Origin of the sequence: Synechococcus sp. CS-1328 (genome assembly GCF_025128095.1) — a bacterium.
Taxonomy (GTDB): Bacteria; Cyanobacteriota; Cyanobacteriia; order PCC-6307; family Cyanobiaceae; genus CBW1002.
Map to the genome: position 1 here is coordinate 39897 of NZ_JAHLYT010000071.1, position 26514 is coordinate 66410.

Sequence of the window (26514 nt, forward strand, 5' to 3'; positions counted from 1 at the left end):
CCTCCCTGGTGAGCTGATCCTAGAAGGATCAGGAGGGCGTCCGGAGCTCCACTCTCTCCACCCGTGGACGCCGCTCCAGCCAACGGGTCGCGGCCTTGGCGAAGCCACTGGCCGAGCCGGTGACGCAGTAGCGGTAGAGCAGCCTCGGCGGGTCGATCGGATCGTCCTCCAGGTCCACTTCCGGCGAATCGCCCAGGTTGCCGAGCAGGGGGCCCAGGCGCCGGGCAGCGGCCTGGGCCGGATCCACCAGACGCATGCCTGCAGGCAGCAGACGGCGCAGCAGGGGGCGCAGCAGGGGGTAGTGGGTGCAGCCCAGCACGATCGTGTCCACCTGAGCGGCGATCATCGGTTCGAGGTAGCCGCGGGCGGCCGCTTCCAGGGCTGGATCCTCCAGATTGCCGGCCTCGATCAGGGGCACGAAGGCCGGGCAGCCCACCTCGATCACCTCGGCCGTCGGCCGGCAGGCATGAATCGCTCGGCCATAGGCCGCGCTGCCCGCCGTGGCCGGGGTGGCCAGCACACCGATCCGGTCGCTGCTGAGTTCGCTGGCGACACTGTCGATCAGGCCCACCACCGGCACGCCCGCCTCGGCCACGGCCACATCCAGGGCCAGGGCATTGGAGGTGTTGCAGGCCATCACCAGCACACCCACCCCCTGCAGCCGCAGCCAGTGCACCACCTCAGCGGCGATGGCGCGGATGTCCTCGGGGGTGCGCTCGCCATAGGGAACCCGGGCTGTATCCCCCAGATACAGACAGGGGGAATGGGGGTAGAGCGACTGGATCTGGCGCAGCACGGTGAGCCCACCCAGACCACTGTCGAACAGGCCGATGAGGAGGCTCAAGAGCGTTGCAGGTAATCGAGGATTCCGGCCGCCAGGGCCAGGGCCATGCGGCGCCGGAAGTTCGGATCGGCCAGGCGAGGGGCGTCGATGTTGCCGGTCACGAATCCCATCTCCACCAGCGAGGCCGGCATCACGGTGCGGCGGATCACGTAGAAGCGGCCGGTGCGGACACCCCGATCCGGAGAGCCTGGGGAGATCGCCAGCATCTGGCGCTGCAGCGACGCCGCCAGCTGTCTGGAATCGTTGCCCTGGAAATAGAACGTCTCGATTCCGTTCACATCCGGCCGCGCCATGCTCAGGGCGTTGGCGTGGATGCTGACGAACACGTCGGCCCGGTTGCTGTTGGCGAGGGTCACCCGCGGCGGCAGGTCGACGTCCACCTCCGAGGTGCGGGTCATCAGCACCTGCACGCCCCTGGCCTGGAGCAGTTGCGCCACCTGCAGACCGACATCGAGCACCACGTTGGTTTCGCGCAATCCGCCGATCCCCACCGCGCCGGGATCGGGTCCGCCATGGCCTGGATCCAGCACCACCTTGAAGCGGCCCTTCGGCACCACCGGCAGGCCATCGGCGGAGAGGGGGGTGGTGGCCGAACTGAAATTGCCGCCACCACCACCACCACCACTGCTGCCAGTCCATCCCGAGCTGGCAATGGTGGGAGCCTCCATATTCCCCTCGCCCAGGGCCACTGCAGCGCGGGTCTGAACGCCCCGCAGATCCATCCGCCAGCGGTCGCGGGAGGTGCCCACCAGCCTCAGCTGGCGGGGATCGAGGCGGGTGCCGGGCTGGAATTCCACCACCAGACGGGTGGTTCCGGAGTCGGGCCTGCCGATTCGGACCTCCCGAATGGCACCGCCGCCGCTGATCGTCCGGCTGCGTTGGGGGGCGCCGGGCAGATCCACCCAGATCCGGGGGCCGCGGCCGCCGGAGCCCTCTTCGAAGAAGGCCTGGAGCTGCACGCCCGGGGTGGTGCGCAGCTCCAGGATCCCCTCACGGCTGATGCGCCAGGCGCCCAGGCTGCTGGCGGCCCAGGCGGGCAGGGCCGCGAGCGCCACCAGCAGCGGAGCGAGCAGCAGCGACAGGCGCTTGGGCGTCATCCGGAACAGGGGCATGCGTAATACAGGCATGCCGATCAGAACAGCGCCGGTTGGCGGTGCTGGAGGCTCGGCATCTGAGCCCGTACCCGGCCTTCGTGATCCCGATCCACCGGTGCCACGGCCAGGCCGGGGGCGACGCCGGCGTCGGCCAGAACCGTGCCCCAGGGATCGATCACCAGGGCATGGCCGTGGGTCTGACGACGGTCGTAATGAAGGCCGGTCTGGGCCGGGGCCACCACATAGGCGGTGTTTTCGATCGCCCGCGCCTGCAGCAGCACCTGCCAGTGGTCCTTGCCGGTGAAGGCGGTGAAGGCCGCCGGGATCATCAGCAGTTCGGCTCCCGCCTGGGCCAGGTGGCGATAGAGCTCTGGAAAGCGCACGTCGTAGCAGATCGACAGACCGATGCGGCAGAGGCCTGGCACATCCACCACGGGCGGAAGCTGCTGGCCGGGCTGCACCGTGGCCGACTCGCGGTAGGTGATGCCGTCCGGCAGGTCGACATCGAACAGGTGGATCTTGTCGTAGCGGGCCAGCAGCTGCCCTTCCTTGCCCACCAGCTCGGCCCGGTTGAAGGTGTGACCCGGCCCGGCGGGCACAGGAAAGCCGCCACCGAGCAGGGTCACCTGGTAGCGGCGCGCCATGGTGACCAGGAAGCGACTGCAGCGCTCGGCCAGGTCGGCGGCCAGGTCGATCCTGGTGGAGTCCTCCCCCATGAAGGCGAAGTTCTCGGGCAGGCCCACCAGCTCGGCGCCGCGGCGGGCCGCCAGTTCGATCTGTTCCTCGGCAGCCGCGAGATTGGCGTCGGGATCCGGAGTGCTGGTGAGTTGCAGTGCTGCCGCCAGAAAACTGCTCACCCGTCATCCCGTCACGACCGGCGAACTGTAAGGGACATGCCCAGCCCCTTCCAGCCCGCCGCTCTCTTCAATGAGAAGGGCCGGTTCAGCTGGCTTCCAGCACCCCTGGAGCGCTCTGCCGCGGCACGATCGTGAGGGTGTCGACCGCGGCGCAGCAGGCGAAATCTTCGTCGTGGTTGCCGAGCCCGATCAGCCTCTGGCCGTGGCTGGCGGCCCGCAGGCAGGTTTCGGTGTCGTGGCGCCACTGCTGCCAGAGGGCAAGGGCGGCGAGCATTTCGTCATTGCCGCAGCGCACGCCCATGTGGGGGGCCACCGCCAGCTCCATGGCGGCCGAGGCCACCGCGCCGGCCGCCAGGCTGTCTTCCAGGGAATAATCCCCCTCCCAGCCGCTGCCCACGATCCAGACCCGCTCGGCGCCGGTCTCCACCAGGCGCCGGGCCACGGCGCTGCGGTTGGGCAGGCAGGCGGTGAGCAGCTGGGGCACCGCCTGCACCGCCGCCAGGGAGCGGGTGCCGTTGGTGGTGCTCATGAAGATGCGCTTGCCGGCCACCAGCTTCGGCACCACGGCCAGGGGCGAGTTACCCAGGTCGTAACCCTCCACCCGCTTGCCGCCGCGCTCGCCGGCCTTGAGGCGTTTCTCGGCGGGCCAGGCGGCGGCGGCGGTGTTCAGGGGAGCCAGGTCGGCGAAGGCCTGGATCGCTTCGGCGCCGTTCTTCAGGGACCAGGCGATCGTGGTGGTGGCCCGCAGCACATCGATCACCACCGCGGCATCCGGGCCGCCCTCCGCCACGGACGTCACCGGGGGGACGCATTCGGAGGTATGGAAATAGGACAGGAGCACGGCCGCGGTCGCCACAGGGGTGCGTCACAGTAGGCACCGCAAGGGATTGGTGATGGTGCGGAGCAGCGGCGTAGAGGCTGGCGGGTCGGCGGTGGATGCGGGGTCATCCCGGGGCTTCACCGGCGCCTCCCGCCGCGATCTGCGCGGTTATCTCACCCTGCTGGAGCAGCGCGGTCAGCTGCGCCGCATCACCGCCCCGGTGGATCCCGATCTGGAGCTGGCGGCCATCGCCGATCGGGTGTTGAGCTGCGGCGGGCCGGCCCTGTTGTTCGAGAACGTGATCGGCAGCACGATGCCGGTGGCCGTGAACCTGCTTGGCACCCAGGAGCGGGTGTTGTGGAGCATGGGCATGGAGCGGCCCGAGGAGCTCGAGGCCCTCGGCGAGCGGCTGGCCCTGCTGCAGCAGCCCCGCCCCCCCAAGGGCATGCAGGAGGCGGCCAGGTTCGGCGGCCTGCTCTGGGATCTGGTCAAGGCCCGCCCCGATCTCGACCTCACCCCCCCCTGCCACCAGCAGGTGTTCAAGGGGGACCAGGTGAATCTCGATGCCCTGCCCCTGCTGCGGCCCTGGCCGGGCGATGCCGGCGGCATCATCACCCTGGGTCTGGTGATCACCAAGGACCCGGAAACCGGGACCCCCAACGTGGGTGTGTATCGGCTGCAGCGGCAGTCGATCAACACGATGACGGTGCATTGGCTGAGCGTGCGGGGCGGCGCTCGCCATCTGCGCAAGGCGGCGGCGCTGGGCAAGCCGCTCGAGATCGCGATCGCCATCGGGGTGCACCCCTTGCTGGTGATGGCGGCAGCGACGCCGATCCCGGTGCAGTTGAGCGAATGGCTGTTTGCCGGTCTTTACGCCGGTGAGGGCGTACGGCTGGCCAGGTGCAAGACGGTGAACCTGGAGGTTCCCAGCCACAGTGAGCTGGTGCTGGAGGGCACGATCACCCCCGGCGAGGAGCTGGCCGATGGCCCGTTCGGCGACCACATGGGCTTCTACGGCGGTGTCGAGCCCTCACCGCTGGTGCGGTTTCAGTGCGTCACCCAGCGGCGCGACCCGATCTACTTCACCACCTTCAGCGGCCGGCCCCCCAAGGAGGACGCGATGCTGGCGATCGCCCTCAACCGCATCTACACCCCGATCCTGCGGCAGCAGATCCCGGAGATCATCGATTTTTTCCTGCCGATGGAGGGCCTCAGCTACAAGCTGGCCGTGATTGCCATCGACAAGGCCTATCCCGGCCAGGCCAGGCGCGCCGCCATGGCCTTCTGGAGCGCCCTGCCGCAGTTCACTTACACCAAGTTCGTGGTGGTGGTGGATCAGAGCATCAATATCCGCGATCCCCGCCAGGTGATCTGGGCGATCAGTGCCCAGGTGGATCCCCAGCGGGATCTGTTCGTGCTGGAGAACACCCCGTTCGACAGCCTCGACTTCGCCAGCGAGCGGCTGGGTCTGGGCGGCCGCCTGGCGATCGATGCCACCACCAAGATCGGCCCCGAGAAGCGCCATCCCTGGGGTGAACCGCTGCGCCGCCCAGCCGAGCTGGAGGCCCGCCTAGATGGCCGCTGGCAGGAGCTGGGGCTGGCGGACGTGGGCCAGAGCCAGCCCGATCCGGCCCTGTTCGGCTACACGCTCGAGCACGTGCTGGAACGGCTGGCCAGCCTGCGATGACACCCCCGCGGCCAGGGCCATGCTGAAGAAGGGTGGGCTGTACGCCCTCAAGGCCTTGCTGAAGCTGGCCCTGGCTCCGCAGGTCTGGCGATCCTGCACTGAGCTGGCGGCGGCTCTGGAGCTGCCCGCGCCGATGCTGGAGCAGCAGCTCCTGGGGCTGCGCCGCGCCGGGCTGCTCGAATCCCGCCGGGGACGTCGCGGCGGTTTCCGCCTGGCTCTGCCAGCGGAAGAGATCCCCTTGGCGGCCATTCTGGCGGCGGTGGCGGCCGACCCCAGCGAGGACCCCGCCTCCCTGGAGCTGCCCAAGGCCAGCGATCGGGTCACGGCGGCCCTGGAGCAGCGCCTGCGCCGCGCCATGGAGCGGGAGCTGGGCCGTCTCACCCTGGCTGAACTGTTGTTCGATCTGCGCAGTGCCGAGGCTTCGATCGGGGAGGAGCAGGGCCTGCTGCTGGGCTGATCGGCTCGACTGGCCCGTTTGGCTGATCGGTTTGGCTGATCGGTTCAGAAGTGGCACGATCGGCCCGCTCCGCGGCCGCGCATGTCTTCCTTCCCTCCCGCCATGCCGCCCACCGCTGCGGGGCCGGTGTTGTCCAGCTGCTCACACCGCTGGTGGGTGCGGGGTGATCTCGATGGCTTCCTTGGCCTTGGCCTCGACAACCTCATCCAGATCCTGCTGATCCTGGGCTTGTGCCGGGGGGTGCTCGGCTATCCCGATGCCCTGCTGTTCGGCACGATCCTGCCGGCCACGGGCGTGAGCCTGGTGGTGGGGAACGCGGCCTACGCCCTGCAGGCCTACCGCCTCGACCGGCGGGAGGGACGCTCCGATCGCACCGCCCTGCCCTACGGCATCAACACGGTGAGCCTGTTCGCCTACATCTTCCTGGTGATGTTGCCGGTGAAGCTGACGGCGCTTGGGATGGGCCTGCCGGAGGACGCCGCGGTGCGGCTCTCCTGGCAGGCCGGCATCGTCGCCTGTCTTGGCTCCGGCCTGATCGAGGCGGTGGGGGCGTTCGGCGTCGCCGGTCTGCGGCGCTGGTTGCCCCGGGCGGCGCTGCTGTCCACCCTGGCGGGGATCGCTCTGGGTTACATCGCCCTGGGCTTCCTGCTGCGCACCTATGCGCGGCCGGTGGTGGGCCTGCCCGTGCTGGCGGTGATTCTGGTCACCTATTACGGCCGGATCCGGCTGCCGATCCCGGGCGGTCTGCTGGCGGTGTTGCTCGGTTCGGTGCTGGCCTTTGCCACCGGGTTGATCCGGCTCGATCCCATCCTCTGGGCCGGCAGCCTCGCGGCCGTGGGGCTGCACCTGCCCCAGCTGCAGCTGGCCGGGCTCTGGCAGGGGCGCGATCAGTTGCTGCCCTGGCTGGGGGTGATCGTGCCGATGGGGCTGTTCAACCTGCTGGGGTCGCTCCAGAACCTCGAGAGCGCTGATGCCGCCGGGGATCGCTACCCCGTGCGCAGTTCCCTGCTGATCAACGGAGTCGGCACCCTGGCAGCGGCCGCCCTGGGCTCCTGCTTTCCCACCACCATCTACATCGGCCATCCGGGTTGGAAGGCGATGGGCGCCAGGATCGGGTACTCCTGGCTGAACGGGCTGGTGATGGGCTTGGGCTGCCTGCTGGGCCTGTTCGGCCTGGTGGGCCAGGTGGTGCCGATCGAGGCCGGCATGGCGATCGTGCTCTACATCGGCCTGGTGATCACGGTCCAGAGCATTCAGGCCACGCCGCCGGCCCATGCCCCGGCGGTGGTGCTCGGTCTGTTGCCCGGCCTGGCCGGCTGGGGGGCGCTGCTGCTCAAGGCGGGCCTGCGCGCCGGCGGTGCGGGCACGGCCCTGGTGCCGTTCGGGCCTGCCCTGCTGGAGCCCCTGCGCCAGGCGGACATCTGGGCGGCCGGGGCCTTTGCCCTGGAGCAGGGGCAGATCGTGGCGGCGATGCTGCTGTCGGCCCTGCTGGTGTATGTGATCGAAGGTCGCTTCAAGGCGGCGGCCCTCTGCGCGGCCATCGCCGCCCTGGCCTCCTGGTTCGGCCTGATCCATGCCTGGCGCTTCACCGCCGCCGACACGGCCCTGCAGCTCGGCAACGGCGCCGGTGCAGAGTGGGCCATCGGCTATGGCCTGGTGGCCCTGATCCTGGCGGCTGCGGCCCTGGTCGCCCGGCGAACCGGCGATTCCAACCCCGGCTGAGCCCTCACAGCGGGAGCTCGCAGCGGGCTCTCCATAGGATCAGCACCCCGCCCCGCCCGGTTCCCTTGACCTCCGCCGCCGCCGCGATTCCAGCCCCGCTGCACCTGCCGGCCGGAGGCTCCCTGCGGGGCACGGTGCGGGTGCCGGGCGACAAGTCGATCTCCCACCGGGCCCTGCTGTTCGGTGCCATCGCCGAGGGGGAGACCCGCATTGACGGGTTGCTGCCCGCTGAGGATCCGCTCAGCACCGCAGCCTGCCTGCGGGCCATGGGGGTGGAGGTCTCGCCGATCGAGGCCGGCCAGCCGGTGCTGGTGCAGGGGGTGGGCCTGGATGGGCTGCAGGAACCTGGCGATCTGCTCGATTGCGGTAACTCCGGCACCACGATGCGGCTGATGCTGGGGCTGCTGGCGGGCCGCTGCGGGCGCCATTTCGTGCTCAGCGGCGATCGTTCCCTGCGGGGCCGGCCGATGCGCCGAGTCGGTGAACCCCTGGCCAGCATGGGTGCCCAGATCCATGGCCGCAAGGGCGGCAACTTTGCGCCGTTGGCGGTGCTGGGTCAGCCCCTGCGCGGCAGCACCATTTACACGCCGGTGGCCTCGGCCCAGGTGAAGAGCGCCATCCTGCTGGCGGCCCTCACCGCTGAGGGGCCCACCACCGTGATCGAGCCGGCCCAGTCGCGCGATCACAGCGAACGGATGCTGCGGGCCTTCGGCGCCCACCTGGTGGTGGGTGGCTCCGCCGCCAACGACGTGACCGTGACCCCAGGCCCAGCGCTGCGCGGTCAGAGCGTGGTGGTGCCAGGCGACATCAGCTCCGCGGCCTTCTGGCTGGTGGCCGCCGCCATCACCCCCGGCGCCGTGCTCACGGTCGAAAATGTGGGACTCAATCCCAGCCGCACCGGCATCCTCGAGGTGTTGCAGCAGATGGGTGCCGCCATCGAGGTGCGCCATGCCCGAGATGTGGCGGGCGAGCCGGTGGGGGATCTGCACGTCTGCCATGGCCCCTTGCAGGCGTTCGACATCGGCGGCGATCTGATTCCCCGTCTGGTGGATGAGATTCCGGTGCTGGCCGTCGCGGCCTGCTTTGCCGAGGGGGTCAGCCGCATCCGCGATGCCGAGGAGCTGCGGGTCAAGGAGACCGACCGGCTGGCGGTGATGGCCCGCCAGCTCGGCGCCATGGGCGCTCGCCTGGCGGAGTTCGCCGATGGTCTGGCGATCACCGGTCCCACCGTGCTGCGCGGCACCGCCGTGGACAGCGAGACCGACCACCGGGTGGCCATGAGTCTGGCGGTGGCGTCGCTGGTGGCAGAGGGTGCCACCAGCCTGGCGCGGCCCGAGGCGGCAGCTGTGTCGTATCCGGGCTTCTGGGACGATCTGTCTCGCCTGCGGGCCTGAGATCCGTGGCCACCTCAGCGGCCACTTCAGCGGCCGCTTCAGCCGCGAACAGCACGGCCTGCTCCCGGCACGCCCTCTCCAGCAGCGCGCTCCAGCCCCGTTGCACCGGCGACGGCAGTTTCAGCCTCTACAGCACCGCGTTCGGTGAGGGGTTCCACAGCGCCGAGGGCGCCCTGGCTGAAGCCCTGGCCAAGTTCGTGGGACCGGCCGAGCTGGAGCGCTTCCCGGCCGGCCGGGAGCTGCTGGTGCTCGAGTGCTGTGTGGGCACGGGCACCAACACCGCCGCCCTGATCGAGGCCGCCGCCGCCCGGGGCCTGCGGCTGCGCTGGTGGGGCCTGGAGCTGGACCCCGAACCGCTCGCCCTTTCCCTGGCCGACCCAGGCTTCCGCGCCCAGTGGCTGCCCTCCACTCTGGCAGTGCTGGAGACCCTTCACGGACAGTCGGATCAGGATTTGGCCTCGCAGGATTCAGGTTTGCTGGATCCGATGTTGCGCGGATCGATGCTCTGGGGAGATGCGCGCCGCAGCCTGCCTCGGCTGGCTGCCGAGCTGGCCGGCCGCTGTGATCTGGTGCTGATGGATGCCTTCTCGCCAGCCCATTGCCCGCAGCTCTGGACGGAGGAGGTGCTGGCTGCGATGGCGAGCCTGTTGGCCCCCCATGGGCGCTGGCTGAGCTACTGCTCGGCGGCGGCCGTGCGCCAGGCCCTGCGTCGGGCTGGTCTTCATCTGACCACGATCCTTTCGCCCACGGGTCCGGCGGTGCTGGGCGAGACCTCTGCGCGCCGCCGCTGGAGCGGAGGCACGGCCGCCAGTCCAGAGCCGCTGCCCCCCTCCGTCTGGCTGCGGCCGCTCACGCCGATGGAGTGGGAGCACCTCACGACCAGTGCCGGCCACCCCTACCGCGATCCGAGCGGCTGCTCCACGGCGGCCGCGATCCAACAGCATCGCCAGCTGGAGCAGGCCGCTGGCCGTGCCGAACCCAGCAGTGCCTGGCGCCGTCGCTGGGGCCTGGAGGGTCACCGCCGGTAGATTCCGCCGCAGACGCCGCCTTCACTGATGCTCGCCGTTGCCGTTCTGGCCGCCGGAAAGGGCACCCGTATGAAGAGCGATCGTCCCAAGGTGTTGCAGCCGCTGGCCGGCGCCACCCTGGTGGAGCGGGTGCTGCGCAGTTGCCGAACCCTGGATCCGCAACGGCAACTGCTGATCGTGGGCCACCAGGCCGAGCTGGTCGAGCGGGAACTGAGCCATCTGAACGGTCTGGAGTACGTGCTGCAACAGCCGCAGAACGGCACCGGCCACGCCGTGCAGCAGTTGCTCGAGCCTCTGGCCGGCTTCAGGGGCGAGTTGCTGGTCTTGAACGGCGATGTGCCACTGCTGCGCCCGGAGACCCTGGAGCAGCTGCTGGCCCGCCATCGCCAGAGCGGCGCCGCCGTGTCCCTGCTCACCGCCCGGCTCGACGATCCCAGCGGTTACGGCCGTGTCTTCGCCGATGCCGACGGGCAGGTGAGCGCCATCGTGGAGCATCGCGACTGCAACCCGGCCCAGCGGGACAACAACCTGATCAACGGCGGCATCTATTGCTTCGACTGGCCGAAACTGGCGGCGGTGCTGCCCCTGCTCACCCCAGACAACGACCAGGGGGAGCTCTATCTCACCGACACCGTGGCGCTGTTGCAGTCAGCCGTGCATCTGGAGGTGAGCGATCCCGATGAGATCAACGGAGTCAACGACCGCCTGCAGCTCAGCCAGTGCGAAGCCGTGCTCCAGGACCGGCTGCGGCGCTACTGGATGGCCGAGGGGGTCACCTTCGTGGATCCACCCAGTTGCACCCTCAGTGATGGCAGCCGTTTCGGCCGCGACGTGGTGGTGGAACCCCAGTGCCATTTCCGCGGCAGCAGCGTGATCGGCGATGGATGCCGCATCGGCCCGGGCTGCCTGATCGAAGACTCCGAACTCGGTTGTGGCGTGGAGGTGCTCCATTCGGTGCTGCGCGGCGCCGTCGTGGCGGATGGCTGCGCGATCGGTCCCTTCGCCCAGCTCCGCGCCGGCAGCACCTTGGCGGCTGGCTGCCGCGTCGGCAACTTCGTGGAGATCAAGAACAGCGTGCTGGAGGCGGAGGTGAAGGTGAATCACCTCAGCTATATCGGCGATGCCGATCTCGGCGCCGGCGTGAATGTGGGTGCCGGCACGATCACCGCCAACTACGACGGTCTCCGCAAGCACCGCACCGTGATCGGCGCCGGCAGCAAGACCGGGGCCAATTCGGTGCTGGTGGCCCCGATCAGCCTTGGGGAACGGGTCACGGTGGGGGCGGGCTCCACCCTGACCAGGGACGTGCCCAGCGGTGCCCTGGCGATCGGCCGGGCCCGTCAGTGGATCAAGGAGAACTGGCCCGGTCCTGTCTGATCGCAACGGTCCCATCGTGCTGCTTTCCCTGCCCCTGCTGCTGTCGTTGCTGCTGTCCGCTGTGGTGATCACGGCGGCGGAGCAGCCCTATCAATGGCTGTCTGCGCAGGGATTCCGCCTGCAGCGACTGTGGCCCCTGGGTGGGTCCGAGGCCCTGCCGCTCTGGCTGCCCCTGATCACCCTGGCGGGCACGCTGCTGTTCGTGCGGCTGGCCTGGGGGCCGTTGGCAAGGGGCCGTGGAGGGGGGCTCACGGGGCTCTTGCTGCTCCAGCGCCCGGAGCCCGAGGCGTCCGACGGCAGCGGTACCCCTGACGAGAGCGCCTTCCTGGCCAGCCTCGACTGGCGGGTTCAGCTCGCACGGCTGCCTTTGCTGGCTCTCACCCATCTGGCGGGGTTGTCGGTGGGGACCGAGTCCCCGTCTGCGGCGCTGGGCGCCTCCTGCCTGTTGGGCCTGCGCCGCTGGCTCACTCCGCTTCGCCTGCTGCCCACCTCGCTGCTGGTGGCGGTCGGAGGAGCTGCCGGCCTTGGCACCGCGTTCCGCTCCCCCCTGCTGGGGGTGGCCTATGGCCTCGAGGAGCTGAGTGCGGCCAAGGGATTTCCCCTGATCTTCCCCACCTTGTTGCTGGCGGGTCTCGGCACAGTGCTGTCCGAAGCCTTCGGCTCTGCCTCCGAGGCTCAGCCGGCCCGGCTGGCGGCGCTGGCCCAGCTGCCCCTGGGGCGGCTTCTGCCTCCGGCCCTCTGGCCCACTCTGCTGGTTACCACGCTGGTGATGGGTCTGCTCGGGGTGGTGTTCGTGCGCTTGCTGATTCCCTGCAGCGCCTGGGTGGCCGGCGTGCTGCGCAGCCACCCCTGGCGGTCGGCCCTGGCGCTGGCCATGGCCTTTGCCCTGCTGGCCCTTGCCAGCGGTGGTCTCAGCCTCAACGATGGCTCCCTCTCCCTCGGCCCGGGCCTGGCTGGTGACTCGTCCCCGCCGGTCTGGGCGGGCTTGCCCCGTCTGCTGGGTCCGCTGCTCAGCATCTCTGTCGGGGCTCCCGGCGGCTTGATGCACGACACCATGAGCCTCGGTGCGGTGCTGATCGCCCCATGGATCCAGGCCCTGCCAGCCGATCAGCAGGCGGCGGTGGCGGCGGTGGCTGCTGCGGCGCTGTTCAGCGGTGCCTGCCGCACCCCCCTGTTCTGCGCAGTGTTTGTGTTCACCTTGCAGGGTGATGCCCAGCTGTTGCCCTGGCTGCTGGTGGCCGCGGCCCTGGCCGCGGCAATCGGCGAGCGCTGCGGCGGCTCCACCTGGAACACCTGCCAGGTGGATCGGCTGCTGGCCTCCCGCCGTCAGCGATCACAGCCCGAACCCACCCAACCCGAACAACCCCAGCCGGGTTGAGCGAACCCAACGGGCTGAAGGCTTCGATCAGCTCCAGCTCTCCTGCTCCAGAGACGGCAACAGCCGTTCCAGAGCCACGCCACGACTCGCCTTGAGCAGCACCACATCGCCGGCGTTGAGCCAGCTGCGCAGTGGTTCAAACGCTTCGATCGCCTCAGCGACGCGCGCCAGCCGGGGCAGAGACCGCGCCGCTTCGAGCATGGCCTCGCCTTCCGCGCCACCATCCACGATCACCAGTCCATCCAGCCCCAGGGCCGCGGCGCGTTCGGCCACCTGCTGATGCAACGCCAGGCTCCGATCACCCAGCTCCAGCATCGTGCCGAGCACGGCGAACCGGCGCCCCGGTTGGCCTGCCAGCAGCTCCAGGGCCGCCAGCACCGCCTCCGGCGAGGCGTTGTAGGTCTCATCCAGCACCGTGAGGCCACCCATCTGCCGCCGCCTGTTGCGGCCCCCGGGCACGTCCACCTCCAGCGTCGTCAGGGTGTCGGGCGCGATGCCCAGTCGCTCGGCCACCGCCAGCGCCAGCAAGAGGTTTCTGGCGTTGTGTCGTCCCTCCAGGGGCAGGCTCACCGACTGGATCCGGCCGTTGTGATGCACCTCCAGGCGACTGCCATCGCCGCTGAGATGACCGATCCAATCAGCCGGTGGCAGTGGTTCAGCGGCAGGGTCGCTGCTGAGGGCCACCCGCCAGACCGCGCCGGACCAGACCCTGGCCAACGCCGTCTCCAGCAGCGGATCCCCCGCCGGAATCACCAGCAGGCCGTCGGGTTTGAGGCCGAGGCAGATTTCACACTTGGCCTGGGCGATCGCCTCCCGGCTGCCGAGGCGGCCGATGTGGGCCGTGCCGATGTTGGTGATCACGCTCACATCGGGAGCCGCGCAGCGGCTGAGCCGTTCGATCTCGCCCATGCCGCGCATGCCCATCTCCACCACCAGGGCGGCGGTGGATGCGCGGGCCTTGAGCAGGGTGAGGGGCACGCCGATGTCGTTGTTCTCGTTGCCGCTGCTCGCCACCACCGGCCCCAGGTCTGCCAGGGAAGCGCGGATCAGCTCGCGGGTGGTGGTCTTGCCGGCGGAGCCGGTCACAGCCACCACGGGGGCTCCCAGCTGCTTGCGCCACAGCGATCCCAGCTGCTGATAGGCCAGCAGCGTATCCGCCACGATCCAAAGGGGCCGCCCCAGGCCCGCCAAGTGCTCTCGCTGACTCTCCGTCAGCCGATCGGCCTGGGCAACCGCCGCCGCTGCGCCGCCGCTGGCCAGGGCCTGCTCAAGGAAGGTATGGCCATCGAAGTGCTCGCCCACCAGGGGCACGAATAGATCTCCTGGCTGGAGGCGACGGCTGTCGGTGCAGATGGCATCGGCTTCGATGCAAAGCTCCGTCAGCCCTGCCCCGGGCTGGACGTCCTGATGCTCTTCTGGTGCCTTTAGGGGTTCCCCCCAGAGCTCCTCCAGTTCACTCAGGCGGATCGCCATGGGGGCAGCAGGCCAGGATCGAGCAGGATCATGCCGGATCCGAGCCTGGCGGAGTGCCCCAGCAGGCGCCCATGGATGTCGCGCAGCTCCAGGCGATCGAAGCCCTGGCCCTGGGCGTGCTCCCACCAGCGCTCGGCCAGCTGCTGCCGTTGCTCCGACCGCAGCTGGCCGTAGGACGCATCCAGCCGCAGGATCACAGCGCCGAGCTCCGGCTGCTCGATCAGCTCCAGCCAGGTGGCTGGTCCATCGATCAGGCCTTCGCCATCGTCGGCGTAGCCGTTGTCCGCCTGGCTGGCCCTGGTCGGGGTGTCCGTGGTCGAGGTGTCCGTGGGCTGCGGGTCGGCTGATCCGGGGATCTCCTCCGATTGGGGCAGCTCCTGATCCGTGCCGCTGGCTGTTGCTGTCCCCTTGGCGGCCTCGATCGTCGCGCTGTCCTGCTCACGCGTCGCGCTGCGCTGCTGGCTGTTTGTGTTGAGCTCGATCGGGGGCTGCTGGGCTTGGGTGCCTGAGCTGTCACCACCACTGGCCAGCGGGGTGCTGTCGAACACCCCCTGGGCAGCAGGAGTCGGAGTCGCGGCTGGGCGGTGCTGCAGAGTCCAGACCAGCAGGCCGCTGAGCGTCAGCGCCACCGCCAGGATCAGCGGCCAGAACAGGGGGGCAAGGTCGCGGGGCCAGGGCCCCGGTCGCGGCAGATCGCCGCTGTTGTTGCGTCGCAGGAGCTCCCGGGCCAGCAGCCGCAGGCTGGCCGCAAGGGCCGTCAGGTCGCGGCCCAGCAGCCGCCACGGACTTTCGTAGACAGCCGGCAGGGGGGCGGTGTCGGTGGGGCGAGACTCCAGGGCGACCGGTTCGCCCCGCTCCCGTTCACCCATTGAGGCGGCGGCGTAGCAGGTTGAGCGGATTGCGGCTGCCGCGCCCTTCCTGGGTCAGGGAGGCATCCGCAGCGGGTGCCTGGCCACCCCGCAGGCTGGGATCGGCATCCTGGCCCTGGGAGAAGCGCTCCACGTCTTCGGCCAGGGGGGTGGGTTCCTTGACGCCGCAGACATCGCGGTACATGGCGTCGTATTCGAGGGCGGAGCGGCTCCAGCTCATGTCCTGGGTCATGCCGCGGCGCTGCAGCTCCTCCCAGCTGCTCTGGTGGCGGTAGGCCTCCCAGGAGCGCACGATCGAGGTGAAGAAGTCGACCGGCTCGTAGCGATCGAAGCAGAAGCCCGTGCCTGTGCCGCCGATCGGATCATGGGGCGGCACGGTGTCCACCAGTCCGCCGACCCGGCGCACCACCGGCACCGAGCCGTAGCGCATCGCCAGCATCTGGCTGATGCCGCAAGGTTCGAAGCGGCTGGGCATCAGGAATGCATCGCTGCCGCCGTAGATCAGCCGTGACAGGGCGTCGTCGTAGGTGAGAAACACGGCGAAGCGGCCAGGATGGCGGGCCGCCATCTGCCACAGCCCCGATTCGTAGCCGCGATCGCCGGTGCCGAGCACCACGATCTGGCTGTCGGTGTAGGCGAGCACCCGGTCTGCCACCTGCAGCAGCAGATCCACCCCCTTCTGATCCACCAGCCGGCTGACCATGCCCATCAGGTAGGTGCGCGGGCTCAAGGTGAGACCCATGCGTTCCTGCAGCGCCTGTTTGTTGCGCGCCCGCGGGCTCAGATCGGCCGGCGTGAAGGTGGCCGGCAGGGTGGGATCGGTCGCCGGATTCCAGTCTTCCGTGTCGATGCCGTTCAGGATGCCGCGCAGTTTGCCGCTGATGTAATTGAGCAGTCCGTCGAGGTGTTCGCCGTACTGGGGCGTGCGGATCTCAATGGCATAGGTGGGTGACACGGCGTTCACCCGATCGGCATAGAGCAGGGCCGCCGCCATGGTGTGATCGCCCTGCATGTACCAGGGGCACCAGGTCATCCGCTCCAGCTTCCAGCGCCATGGACCCTGGTACTTGAGGTTGTGGATGGTGAAGACCGTGCTGATCTCGGGGTCTTGATGCATCCACACCGGGATCATGCCGGTGTGCCAATCGTGGCAGTGCAGCACCTGCGGCTTCCAACCGCCGTTCCAGGCGAATTCGGCGGTGGCGCTGGCGAAGAAGGTGAAGCGCCAATCCTCATCCTCACCGCCATAAATCCGCTCCGGATCGAACACCGGATGGCCCACCAGATAGATCGGCAGTCCGTTGGTGGGATGACGGGTTTCGAACACCGAGAAATCGGTGCCCATCGTGTGTCCACGCCAGATCGGTTCGTCTGGAATCGACAGAAGACTCCAGAGCTTGCCGTAACCCGGCATGATGATGCGCACGTCGTGGCCAAGCGCAGCCAGGGCTGGGGCCAGGGAGCCCACCACGTCCCCCATGCCGCCCACTTTGATCATGGGCGCGCATTCTGCGGCGGCGAACAACACCCGCATCGAAATCCTGCCAGAGGTGGCGGCATATTACGGGCGCCGTCCAGCACGAGATCCCCGGGGTCTGTGCCGATCTGTCCGGGAGCATTGGTCAGCGCAGCAACGTCAGCGCAGCACCGTCATCGCAGCACTGTCATCGCAACTCCGTCAGGGCAGCACTGTTACGGGGGTTCCGAGCTGCACCAGGTTGTACAGCGCCTGCACGTGTTCGTCGTAGAGGCGGACGCAGCCGTGCGACACCGCCTGGCCGACGCTGGCGCGGTTGGGTGTGCCATGGAAGCCGGCGGTGACGCAGCCCTGCACCACCAGGTTCTCCTGGCCGTTGAAGCCGCGGCGGCCCTTGCAGTCGCGATAGAAGCCGATCCAGCGGCTGCCGAGCGGGTTGGCCGGTCCGGGTTGAATCAGGCGACCGTTGGCCGGATGCTGCCAGACCGGGTTGGTCCGCAGCTCCATCACCTCGAACCGGCCCACGGGGGTTTCCCATCCCGGCATGCCGACCGCCACTGGAAAGCGCCGGATTTCCTGGCCGTTCTCGAGCACCAGCAGGCGTCGCTGGCGGCGATCCAGAACCAGCTCCCGTCCACCAGGGGGCTGATCAGCTGGTTCCGTCTGGGGGGAGGGCTGCGTCACGGCCTCGGCTGAGGCTGGGGTGGCCACGGCCACGACCTGGTTTGTGCCAATCACCTCGGTGCTGGTACTGGACTGGGTGCTGGCACCGGCCTCAGGAGCGATCCATGCCGCGGTCAGCCCCAGGCTGATCAGTCCAGCCAGGGTGCTCCGGGGCAGCCCGCGGTAGATCGGGCGAGCCTTTTGATACGGCTGGCTGCCCGGCATCGGCAATGACCACAGCGGCGTTTCAGAGAGCGGTTCGGATCGGTGGGCGGGGCGCACTGGCTGGGACAGATCCGATGGCAGTGATCAACCTTCAAGGTAGCCAGGCTGAGGAGGAGAAGTCGGGCTCGCGTTTTTCGAGGAAGGCGTTGCGACCCTCCTGCCCCTCCTCGGTTCTGTAGAAGAGATGGGTGGCCTGGCCCGCCAGTTCCTGCAGGCCGGCCAGGCCGTCGGTTTCGGCGTTGAAGGCGGCCTTGAGGCAGCGGATCGCCGTGGGGCTGTGGCGCAGCACCTGGCGGGCCCAGCTCACTCCCTCCGCCTCCAGCTGCTCCAGGGGCACCACCTGATTCACCAACCCCATCGCCAGGGCCTCCTGGGCGTTGTATTGCCGGCAGAGAAACCAGATCTCGCGGGCCTTGCGTTGCCCCACCACCCGGGCCAGGTAGCCGGCGCCGAAACCGCCGTCGAAGCTGCCGACCCGGGGCCCGGTCTGGCCGAACACCGCGTTTTCCGCCGCCAGACTCAGATCACAGAGCAGATGCAGCACCTGGCCGCCGCCGATGGCGTATCCGGCGACCAGGGCAATCACCACCTTGGGCAGGCTGCGGATCAGCCGTTGCAGGTCGAGCACATTGAGGCGAGGCAGGCCCGTCTCATCCAGGTAACCGCCGTCACCCCGCACGCTCTGGTCGCCGCCGGCGCAGAAGGCCCAACCGCCATCGGCCGCCGGACCGGCACCTGTGAACAGCACCACGCCGAGGCGGGGGTTGTCGCGCACCCGGGAAAAGGCGTCGCAGAGTTCCTGCACCGTGCGGGGCCGGAAGGCGTTGCGTTTATGGGGCCGATCAATGGTGATGCGGGCGATTCCCTCATCACTGATCTCGAAACGGATGTCCTCATACGACCCGGCGCTCTGCCAGATCACCGGCTGGGGGGTCGTGCTCAAGAGGGATCGGGTCGTGCTGCCGCCATTGTGCGCAGGTGCTGGCGCAGGCTGGCATCAGCGCGGCGGTCGGTCCTCAACCGCACCAGGGCCATGGATTCGGGAAGGGCCCAGGCCAGGTTCTCCTCCAGCTCGCTCCAGCTCTGAGCCGAACGGGCCGGAACTCCGTGGGCGGCGGCCAGGGCACAGGGATCCACCGCCTGCGGCATGGCGAACAGACGCTCGAAGTCGAGGGCTGCCTCGTCGCTGGGTCGAATCGAGAGCTGCTCGAAGATGCCGCCGCCGTCGTTGTCGATCAGCAGCACCGTGAGCCGGCCCCGCAGCTGCTGCTGCCAGAGCCAGCCGTTGCTGTCGTGCAGCAGGGCCAGATCGCCGCAGACCAGCACCGCCGCCCCCAGGGCTTCGGCGATGCCGCAGGCGAGCGAGAGGGTGCCGTCGATGCCGGAGGCGCCCCGGAAGGAGAACACGGGGCGGGGTGGGGCGCTCGGCGAGCCGAAGCTCTCCCAGTCCCGCACCGGACTGCTGTTCGCCAGTAGCAGCGGCAGATCGGCCGGCAGTCGCTGACTCAGCCACCGCGCCAGGCCAGGTTCGTTGAGTCCGGAGTCAGGGTCTGGCTGGAGCGCCTGATCCAGCCACGCCTGCAGCGCCTGTTCCGCCTGGTGCCATTGCCTCCCCAGGGCCAGACAGCCAGGCGCGGGGGAGCCGGATCGCCAGCCCGGTGGGGCGGAGGCCAACCAGGAGACCAACCCCCCATCCCATTGCAGGGCTCCGCTGCCGAGCGGATCCAGGGGCCGTGGTTCCGATTCGCTGATCAGCACCTGCCGCTGCTGGCCAGTGCTCAGCCACTGCTGCAATCGGCGGCTGGCGGGAAGTGGACCCAGCCGCAGCACCTGCAAAGCCTGTTGATCTGGGCTGGCCAAAGCGCTCTGGTTCAGCAGCAGGTCGTAGCTGCTGATCAGCTCCAGATCAGGGCAGCCGCGCAGGCTGGAGAGGGCATCGGCCAGCACCGGCCAGCCGCTGCGTCGTTGCCAATTGCGCAGCGCCTCCAGGAAGGCTGGAAAGGCTGCCATCGGGCCGCGCCAGGGGCCCGCCACCACCACCCCGGGGCGGTCGGGATCCAGGTGGGGTGCTTCACCAGGTGAATCGGTCAGAGAGCTGTGGTGGGTGGCCGCTGGCTCGGCAGGTTGCCCAAAGAGCTCGGCACGTTGCCGTGCGGGCTGGAGGGCCGGCTCAGTCTTTCGGGGATTGGAAACTGATGGATCGAGAGGATCTGCAGGTGCTCGATCCTGCGCCTCTGGAAAGCTTGCCGCCGCCAAAGCCAGCAGGTCGGTGGCGCTGCCGTGCAGGGGGTCGCTGATGGGCAGATTCAGATGCACCGGTCCTGATGGAGCAGGGGGTCCGGCGGTGGCGGCCATGGCCTGCCACGCCAAGCTGCGCAGCGCCGCCTCGCTGGCATCGGCCAGTCCCGTGGGCGGGCCTTCTCCATACCAGCGGCAGTTGGCGCGCAGGAAATCCTGCTGGTTCACGGTCTGATTGGCACCGCACCCCTTCAGGGCGGCGGGTCGGTCGGCCGTGAGCAGCAGCAGGGGGATGGCGCCGTAGTCGGCCTCCACCACGGCCGGCAGCAGATTCGCCACCGCCGTGCCGGAGGTGGTGACCACGGCAGCGGCCCGGCCCTCGGCCCGGCTCAATCCGAGGGCGAAGAAGGCCGCCGAGCGCTCGTCGATCGCGGTGTGCAGCCGCAGGCCGCGATGTTGCTGCAGCCCGGCGGCCACCGCCAGGGGACCGGAGCGGCTGCCGGGACACAACACCAGATGCTGCAGGCCAGCCCTCTGCAGCTCCGCCAGCAGGGTGAGGGCCGCCTGCAGGTTGCGCTGGGCTGCGGCCGCCACTGGCGTTGCCTCCGTTGGTCAAGATGGGCCGATCATCCTCACCGGCCGGCGCGCCCCCGGGTTCTCGCGATGCCGAGCAACGAGTCCACCTCTCCGATCGCAGCTGAGGGCGCGAGCTGGTGGCAGCCCGTGCGGCGCCAGTTGCAGTCGCTGCTGTTGTGGCTGCTGCTGGCACTGCTGCTGCGTTGGTGGGTGCTGGAACCGCGCTGGATCCCCTCCGGCTCGATGCTGCCCACCCTGCAGCTGGAGGATCGGGTGCTGGTCGAGAAGCTGCGCGCCCGGCTGGATCTGCCCCTGCCCCTGGGCACGATCGTGGTGTTCCATCCCCCCACACCTCTGATCGCGGCGGGTTACGACCCCAGGGCTGCCCTGATCAAGCGGATCGTGGCAGAAGCCGGCGATCGGGTTGAAGTGCGGCAGGGCCGCCTCTGGCGCAACGGCGACCCCGTTTCGCTCGATTGGGCACCCGAGCCGATCGATTACGACCTGCCGCCCCTCACCGTGCCCGCCGGTCATCATTTCGTGCTGGGTGATAACCGCAACAGCAGCCTCGATTCCCACCTGTGGGGAAGCCTGCCGGATGACTGCCTGATCGGTTCGGCCCTGTGGCGTTACTGGCCGTTGCAACGCTTCGGATCGTTGCCGCGATTGCCGTCCGCTGATCTCGATGGTGCTAAGGAACAGTTGGGTTAGGGTGCAGGCGTGTTCCAGAGCACCCCGGAGGGAGATGTTCAACCCGGAGTTCCTGAAGACCGATACCGAAGCGATCAGCAGCAATTCACTGATTCAGTACCTGCAGGAACAATCCCCGGATGTGCTGCAGCGCGTGGCGCGCTCGGCCAGCCCGGACATGCAGGAAATCATTCGCCACAACGTGCAGGGTCTGCTCGGTATGTTGCCGGGTGAACAGTTTGAGGTGAAGATCCAGGCCAGCCGCGACAACCTCGCCGGTCTGCTGGCCTCGGCGATGATGACCGGCTACTTCCTGCGCCAGATGGAGCAGCGCATGGAACTGGATGCCTCCCTGATCGGCATCGGAGGTTTCGACGACGACGAAGAAGCCTGCCCAGGCGAACTGAAGCTCTGACACCCATCCCTGACCCCTGAGTCAGGGATCCTCTGGAACCAGCCCCAGGCGCAGCAATTGCTGATCGATGCTGGCGAGCACTTCCCATCCGCCGGTATCCGGGGCCCAGTTGCGCTGCTGAAGCTGGCTGGCCAACCGTTCCAGATCAGAGCTGCGGCAGGCCACTGGCGCGTCGTAGTGGGCAGGGATCAACCACCCCATCTCACTCCATCGGGCCAGCTGGTTCAGCCAGTCCACCAGCGCCTGGCGGCAGCGCGGAAACACCAGCCGCTCCAGCACCGGGGCCACCTGCAGGCTCTGGCCGCCCTGCAGAGTCTCGAAGTCCTGCTCCCAGCCCGGTTGCCAGCGGAAGGGATAAAAGCCGAAGTGGGCCCGCCTCTGGCGCAGTCCTGGCGAGAGGCTGTGACGCAACACCTCCCCCAGGGGAGGCACGCTCACACTGGCGGGACGGAGGTAGGAGGCGAACAGCACCAGCCGCTTCCAGCCGCGTTGCCGTTGGGCCGGGCTGTCGACCAGGGGATCTTCAGCCCGCTCACGGGCGTGGAACAGCAGAGGAGTCGGGTCGGCGTCGAACAGCTGCGGTGGCTGAGCGCCGATGCTCACCAGCGCGTCGGTGATCAGCACGCTGCCGCTGGCGCGGTGCAGGCAGGCCACTTCCTGGAAGGTGCCCAGCCCAAGATTGAGTGGGCCGAGACTGCACCACTCCAGCTCACCGGGATGGGGATAGCCCTCGTTGCCGAGGATGTGGGTGCGCCTGGCAGGAAATCCCAGCCAGCTCAGCGGCAGATTCAGCGGAAAGCTCCACTGACTTGAACTGACCCAGATCTGCGCGTTCGGAAAGGCGCGGGCCATGGCCGGGACCGGCAGCTTGTGCTCGAGGCCGGAACTGGTGGGCAGCACGATCGTGCGCACCGGTCCGTGGATCTGCTCCAGGGCAGCCAGGTGGCGCAGCACGTCTGGCGTTGGTGCCACCGGCGCGTAGAGCAGCAGCCCCTGCTCCAGCCGCAGCACCGTCATCCGGATCGGCACGGCCACGTAGTAGATCCCCTGCAGTTGCTCAAAGCTCCACACCTGATCGGCGATCAGCTCGCGCACCAGGGTGCGGCGCTGGCCGTAGGGGTAGAGGGGCAGCAGCGGCCACCAGGGCCAGCGTTGATCCGCCACGGCTTCGGCCACTGTCATGGCGGCTGTCATGGCGCCTGAGACCGGTTGCGCCGGTGGGCCAGCAGCCCATGGCGGGGTGCGAACAGCAGGGCCATCAGGAAGAGGCCCGTCTGCCACAGAACGATGCAGCCGGCTGTGGAGGCATCGAACCAGTAGCTGGCATACACCCCCAGCAGGCTTGCCAGGGCGGCGCTGGCCATGGCCAGCCAGCACATCCGGTCGAATCGATCGGTGAGCAGGTAGGCGGTGGCTCCAGGGGTGACGAGCATGGCCACCACCAGGATGATTCCCACGGTCTGCAGGCCGGCCACCGCCGCCAGCGACAGCATCGAGAGCAGCAGGTAGTGGAGCACTCCGGTGCGGATGCCGATCGAACGGGCGTGGGTCGGATCAAAGCAGAACAGCACCAGATCGCGGCGGAAGACCAGCAACACCGCCAGCACGATCAGCGAGATCACCAAGGTCTGGATGACGTCCTCCGGCGAGATGCCCAGGACGTTGCCGAACAGAATATGGGTGAGATCGATCGTGCTGCGCACCTTGGAAACCAGCGTGATTCCCAGGGCGAAGAAACCGGTGAACACCAGGCCGATCACCGTGTCCTCCTTCACCCGTGTCTTCTGCTTGATGAAGCCGATCGAGGCCACCGAGCCCACACCGAACACAAAGGCACCGAGGGCGTAGGGCAGCCCTAGGGCGTAGGCGATCACCACGCCCGGCATCACGGCGTGGGACACCGCATCCCCCATCAGGGCCCAGCCCTTGAGGGTCATGAAGCAGGAGAGCATGCCGCAGACGCTGGCCACCAACAGGCTCACCAGCAGCGCCTTGACCATGAAGTCGTGTCGCAGGGGCTCCAGCAGCAGGGTGGCGAGATCCATCTCAGGAGCCCTCGCTGCCAGTGGCCGGTCCCATCACGGGCACCCCGCCACCGAAGGTGCGGGCCAGATTCTCGGGGGTGAACACTTCGGATGTTTCGCCGTAGGCCAGCACGGTCTTGTTGATCAGCACCACCTGATCGCAGAAGCTGCGCACGTGGGCCATGTCGTGCGTCGAAATCAGGATTGAGCGACCCTCCTGGCGGAACTGCAGCAGCAGGTCGACGATCAGTTTTTCGGTCCGGATATCGACTCCATTGAAGGGTTCATCCAACAGCAACACCGAGGCGCCCTGGGCGAGGGCGCGGGCCAGAAAGGCCCGCTTGCGCTGTCCGCCGGAGAGCGAACCGATCTGACGGTGGCGCAGGGCCCACAGCTCCACCCGCTCCAGGGCATGACGCACGGCGGCATGGTCGGCGGGACGGGGGATGCGCAGCAGATTCATGGCGCCATAGCGCCCCATCATCACGACGTTCTCCACACTCACCGGGAAGTCCCAGTCGACCATCTCGCTCTGGGGCACGTAGGCCACGGCGTGCTGGCGCTGCGCATCCCGCACCTCCAGGCCATTGATGCGGATGCGGCCGCAGGAGGGCTTGATGAAGCCCATCAACGCCTTGAACAGGGTGGATTTGCCGGCCCCATTCATGCCCACCAGACCGCAGATGCTGCCGGCCGGCAGCACCAGGCTGGCACCGTGCAGAGCAACGCTTCCGTGATAATCCACACTGACGTTCTCCACGTCCAGCCGCAGGCCTGAGCGGAGCTGGCCTGCCGTGCTGTGATCGGCACCCCAGGCGGCGTCAGCCATTCGTGAGCCCCTTCACGATCAGATCGACGTTGTGTCGCTGCAACTCCAACAGGCTAGGCGCGGGACCCGTGGACTCCGAGAGCGAATCGACGTAGAACGTACCGCCAAAGCGGGCTCCGCTGGCCGCCGCCAACTGGCGCATGCTCTTGTCGCTGACGGTGCTTTCGCAGAACACCGCAGGCACCTTGCGCCGGCGCACTTCGTCGCTGAGACGGGCCTGTCGCCGCGGGGTGGCCTCTCCTTCGCCGTTCACCGGCCAGAGGTAGCCCTCCTGCAGTCCGTAGTCGCGGGCGAGATAGCTGAACGCCCCCTCGCAGGTCACCAGCATCCGCTGGTTGGGCGGCACACTTGCCAGGGAGCGGCGCAGATCCTGATCCAGCTGGGCAAGCTTCAGCTTGTAGGCCTCCGCATTACGGCGGTAGGTGGTGGCTCCGGCTGGATCTAGGTCGATGAAGGCGTCCCGGATCGTGTCCACATAGTGCTGGGCACGGCTGGGCGACATCCAGGCATGGGGATTGGGCTTGCCTGGCTCTGTGCTGCTGGCGGGCTCCAGACCATCGCTGCGAATCGGCAAGGGATCGATCCCCTGGCTCACCACCACCCGGCGAGCCCCCTGGATGGTGTCGGTGAAACGCTGGGACCAGCGCTCCAGATTGAAGCCGTTTTCCAGGACCATCACGGCACCCTGGGCGCGGCGCAGATCGCTGGGCGTGGGCTCGTAGTGATGGATTTCGCTGCCCACCTTGGTGATCGAGGCCACTTCCAGTCGATCTCCGGCCACGTTGCGGGCCATGTCCGCCAGCACCGTGAAGGTGGTGAGCACCAGGGGACGCCCCTCGGATGCTGAGGGTGAGCCTGCTGAAACCTGTCCCTGTGGCCGATCCTGCGATGGTGCTGTGCATGCCGCCAGCAGCAGCAGCAGGGGGAGTGCCAACAGGGCCAGGCCGGCTCGCCTGGGCGGTCTGGCCTGGTCAGCCTGGTGTCGATCGACGAAGCACGGGGATGGCACGGTGGACCTGGAAGCCGGAAAGGTTGCCGGCATGACCGGGATGAGCCTAGGCAGCCTGGGGGGCAGACCCCGCCGCTGAACCAGCCACGGGCAGGCAGCAAAAAGCCCCGCAGGGGTGAGCCTGCGGGGCCATGGGCGGAATCGAGACGCTTCGCTTGGACCGTTAGGGATGAGCCCGGTAAAGCGCCCTCGTGATCAACCGATGGTGGGTGCCGTCAGTGCCACGGGTGCGGCGCTGCTGGCGGCCAGGTCGAGCGGGAAGTTGTGAGCGTTGCGCTCGTGCATCACTTCCATGCCCAGACCAGCGCGGTTGAGGATATCGGCCCAGGTGTTCACCACCCGGCCCTGACCATCCAGGATCGACTGGTTGAAGTTGAAGCCGTTCAGGTTGAAGGCCATCGTGCTCACGCCCAAGGAGGTGAACCAGATGCCGACCACCGGCCAGGCAGCCAGGAAGAAGTGGAGGCTGCGGCTGTTGTTGAAGGAGGCGTATTGGAAGATCAGGCGACCGAAGTAACCGTGGGCAGCCACGATGTTGTAAGTCTCTTCCTCTTGGCCGAACTTGTAGCCGTAGTTCTGGCTCTCGCTCTCGGTGGTTTCACGCACCAGCGAGGAGGTCACCAGGGAGCCGTGCATGGCGGAGAACAGACTGCCGCCGAACACACCGGCCACACCCAGCATGTGGAAGGGGTGCATCAGGATGTTGTGCTCAGCCTGGAACACCAGCATGAAGTTGAAGGTGCCCGAGATGCCGAGCGGCATGCCATCGGAGAAGGAGCCCTGACCGAAGGGATAGATCAGGAACACGGCGAAGGCGGCCGACAGCGGAGCGCTGTAGGCGACGCAGATCCAGGGACGCATGCCCAGGCGGTAGGAGAGCTCCCACTGCCGGCCCATGTAGGCGGAGATGCCGATCAGGAAGTGGAAGACCACCAGCTGGTAAGGACCGCCGTTGTACAGCCACTCGTCGAGGCTGGCGGCTTCCCAGATGGGATAGAAGTGCAGGCCGATGGCGTTGCTGGAGGGAACAACAGCACCGGAGATGATGTTGTTGCCGTAGATCAGGGAGCCGGCGACCGGCTCACGGATGCCGTCGATGTCGACGGCGGGGGCGGCGATGAAGGCCACCACATAGCAGATGGTGGCAGCCAGCAGGCAGGGGATCATCAGAACACCGAACCAACCCACGTAGATGCGGTTGTTGGTGGAGGTGACCCACTCACAGAAGCTTTCCCAGCTTCCGCTGCGGCCGCTGCGGACGGCAGTGGTCATGAATGAAGAGGACGGATGGGATGGAGGAATGGTGCCCGCTTGTGCGCTGATCGCTGCCGATCCCATGGGGAGGCAACAGTGATGGCGACACACGGG

The 26514-nt window shown here is 68.4% G+C and carries 24 protein-coding genes; 9 read left to right on the plus strand and 15 right to left on the minus strand.

Going from position 1 to position 26514, the window contains the following annotated elements; translation table 11 throughout:
- Positions 1-28: 28 nt before the first annotated feature.
- The 4 genes from murI to KQ310_RS13620 form a co-directional block, all read right to left on the minus strand.
- On the minus strand, positions 29-844 hold the full coding sequence (gene murI, locus KQ310_RS13605) for a glutamate racemase (protein ID WP_259722274.1): 816 nt from the start codon (positions 842-844) through the stop codon (positions 29-31).
- Complete coding sequence (locus KQ310_RS13610; RefSeq protein ID WP_259722275.1) at positions 841-1956, minus strand: N-acetylmuramoyl-L-alanine amidase; 1116 nt, start codon at positions 1954-1956, stop codon at positions 841-843. The genes murI and KQ310_RS13610 overlap by 4 nt, the downstream gene beginning before the upstream one ends.
- Before the next feature lie 20 nt (positions 1957-1976).
- Positions 1977-2795, minus strand: a complete 819-nt coding sequence (locus KQ310_RS13615) for a carbon-nitrogen hydrolase family protein (protein WP_197155148.1) — start codon at positions 2793-2795, stop codon at positions 1977-1979.
- A gap of 85 nt (positions 2796-2880) precedes the next feature.
- Positions 2881-3636 (minus strand): 2-phosphosulfolactate phosphatase family protein, encoded by a 756-nt coding sequence (locus tag KQ310_RS13620; RefSeq protein WP_259722573.1) that lies wholly within the window; start codon positions 3634-3636, stop codon positions 2881-2883.
- 52 nt (positions 3637-3688) lie between these two features.
- Here KQ310_RS13620 and KQ310_RS13625 point away from each other — a divergent pair, with 52 nt between their 5' ends.
- The 7 genes from KQ310_RS13625 (at position 3689) to KQ310_RS13655 (ending at position 12658) form a co-directional block, all read left to right on the plus strand.
- On the plus strand, positions 3689-5302 hold the full coding sequence (locus tag KQ310_RS13625; protein ID WP_259722276.1) for a UbiD family decarboxylase: 1614 nt from the start codon (positions 3689-3691) through the stop codon (positions 5300-5302).
- A 19-nt stretch (positions 5303-5321) separates the two neighbouring features.
- A complete protein-coding gene (locus tag KQ310_RS13630) occupies positions 5322-5759 on the plus strand; it encodes an Rrf2 family transcriptional regulator (protein ID WP_259722277.1) in 438 nt (145 codons plus the stop codon).
- Between the two features lie 102 nt (positions 5760-5861).
- Positions 5862-7481: an NCS2 family permease gene (locus KQ310_RS13635; RefSeq protein WP_259722574.1), complete on the plus strand. Its 1620-nt coding sequence runs from the start codon at positions 5862-5864 to the stop codon at positions 7479-7481.
- A gap of 65 nt (positions 7482-7546) precedes the next feature.
- Positions 7547-8875, plus strand: coding sequence for a 3-phosphoshikimate 1-carboxyvinyltransferase (aroA, locus tag KQ310_RS13640; RefSeq protein WP_399238387.1), 1329 nt, complete (start codon positions 7547-7549; stop codon positions 8873-8875).
- A 5-nt stretch (positions 8876-8880) separates the two neighbouring features.
- Positions 8881-9903 (plus strand): MnmC family methyltransferase, encoded by a 1023-nt coding sequence (locus KQ310_RS13645; RefSeq protein WP_259722278.1) that lies wholly within the window; start codon positions 8881-8883, stop codon positions 9901-9903.
- Between the two features lie 27 nt (positions 9904-9930).
- Complete coding sequence (gene glmU / locus KQ310_RS13650; RefSeq protein ID WP_259722279.1) at positions 9931-11280, plus strand: bifunctional UDP-N-acetylglucosamine diphosphorylase/glucosamine-1-phosphate N-acetyltransferase GlmU; 1350 nt, start codon at positions 9931-9933, stop codon at positions 11278-11280.
- 16 nt (positions 11281-11296) lie between these two features.
- Positions 11297-12658, plus strand: a complete 1362-nt coding sequence (locus KQ310_RS13655; RefSeq protein ID WP_259722280.1) for a chloride channel protein — start codon at positions 11297-11299, stop codon at positions 12656-12658.
- Between the two features lie 27 nt (positions 12659-12685).
- Here the strand turns inward: KQ310_RS13655 and murF are convergent, their stop codons facing one another.
- From murF to menD, 6 genes are all read right to left on the minus strand, one after another.
- Positions 12686-14131 carry a UDP-N-acetylmuramoyl-tripeptide--D-alanyl-D-alanine ligase gene (gene murF / locus KQ310_RS13660; protein ID WP_259722281.1) on the minus strand — a complete coding sequence of 482 codons (1446 nt, stop codon included), beginning with the start codon at positions 14129-14131 and terminating at the stop codon, positions 12686-12688.
- Positions 14116-15000, minus strand: coding sequence for a hypothetical protein (locus KQ310_RS13665; protein ID WP_259722282.1), 885 nt, complete (start codon positions 14998-15000; stop codon positions 14116-14118). Before KQ310_RS13665 ends, murF begins: the two co-directional genes overlap by 16 nt.
- Positions 14993-16534 carry a glycogen synthase GlgA gene (glgA, locus tag KQ310_RS13670; RefSeq protein WP_259722283.1) on the minus strand — a complete coding sequence of 514 codons (1542 nt, stop codon included), beginning with the start codon at positions 16532-16534 and terminating at the stop codon, positions 14993-14995. The genes KQ310_RS13665 and glgA overlap by 8 nt, the downstream gene beginning before the upstream one ends.
- 144 nt (positions 16535-16678) lie before the next feature.
- Positions 16679-17365 carry a L,D-transpeptidase family protein gene (locus tag KQ310_RS13675; RefSeq protein ID WP_259722284.1) on the minus strand — a complete coding sequence of 229 codons (687 nt, stop codon included), beginning with the start codon at positions 17363-17365 and terminating at the stop codon, positions 16679-16681.
- A gap of 91 nt (positions 17366-17456) precedes the next feature.
- Positions 17457-18287 (minus strand): 1,4-dihydroxy-2-naphthoyl-CoA synthase, encoded by an 831-nt coding sequence (gene menB / locus KQ310_RS13680; RefSeq protein WP_399238619.1) that lies wholly within the window; start codon positions 18285-18287, stop codon positions 17457-17459.
- Positions 18288-18304: 17 nt separating this feature from the next.
- Positions 18305-20197: a 2-succinyl-5-enolpyruvyl-6-hydroxy-3-cyclohexene-1-carboxylic-acid synthase gene (gene menD, locus KQ310_RS13685; RefSeq protein WP_259722286.1), complete on the minus strand. Its 1893-nt coding sequence runs from the start codon at positions 20195-20197 to the stop codon at positions 18305-18307.
- A 69-nt stretch (positions 20198-20266) separates the two neighbouring features.
- On the opposite strand from menD, the gene lepB reads away from it, so the two are divergent.
- Positions 20267-20890, plus strand: coding sequence for a signal peptidase I (gene lepB, locus KQ310_RS13690; RefSeq protein ID WP_259722287.1), 624 nt, complete (start codon positions 20267-20269; stop codon positions 20888-20890).
- Between the two features lie 34 nt (positions 20891-20924).
- Positions 20925-21284, plus strand: coding sequence for a DUF760 domain-containing protein (locus KQ310_RS13695; RefSeq protein WP_259722288.1), 360 nt, complete (start codon positions 20925-20927; stop codon positions 21282-21284).
- Between the two features lie 21 nt (positions 21285-21305).
- On the opposite strand, the gene KQ310_RS13700 is transcribed toward KQ310_RS13695, so the two are convergent.
- From KQ310_RS13700 to psbA, 5 genes are all read right to left on the minus strand, one after another.
- On the minus strand, positions 21306-22466 hold the full coding sequence (locus KQ310_RS13700; protein WP_259722289.1) for a DUF4336 domain-containing protein: 1161 nt from the start codon (positions 22464-22466) through the stop codon (positions 21306-21308).
- An 8-nt stretch (positions 22467-22474) separates the two neighbouring features.
- On the minus strand, positions 22475-23329 hold the full coding sequence (locus tag KQ310_RS13705; RefSeq protein WP_259722290.1) for a metal ABC transporter permease: 855 nt from the start codon (positions 23327-23329) through the stop codon (positions 22475-22477).
- A gap of 1 nt (position 23330) precedes the next feature.
- Complete coding sequence (locus KQ310_RS13710) at positions 23331-24137, minus strand: metal ABC transporter ATP-binding protein (protein WP_259722291.1); 807 nt, start codon at positions 24135-24137, stop codon at positions 23331-23333.
- A complete protein-coding gene (locus KQ310_RS13715; RefSeq protein ID WP_259722292.1) occupies positions 24130-25071 on the minus strand; it encodes a metal ABC transporter substrate-binding protein in 942 nt (313 codons plus the stop codon). The genes KQ310_RS13710 and KQ310_RS13715 overlap by 8 nt, the downstream gene beginning before the upstream one ends.
- A gap of 270 nt (positions 25072-25341) precedes the next feature.
- Positions 25342-26418: a photosystem II q(b) protein gene (gene psbA / locus KQ310_RS13720; protein ID WP_197155171.1), complete on the minus strand. Its 1077-nt coding sequence runs from the start codon at positions 26416-26418 to the stop codon at positions 25342-25344.
- Positions 26419-26514: the final 96 nt, after the last annotated feature.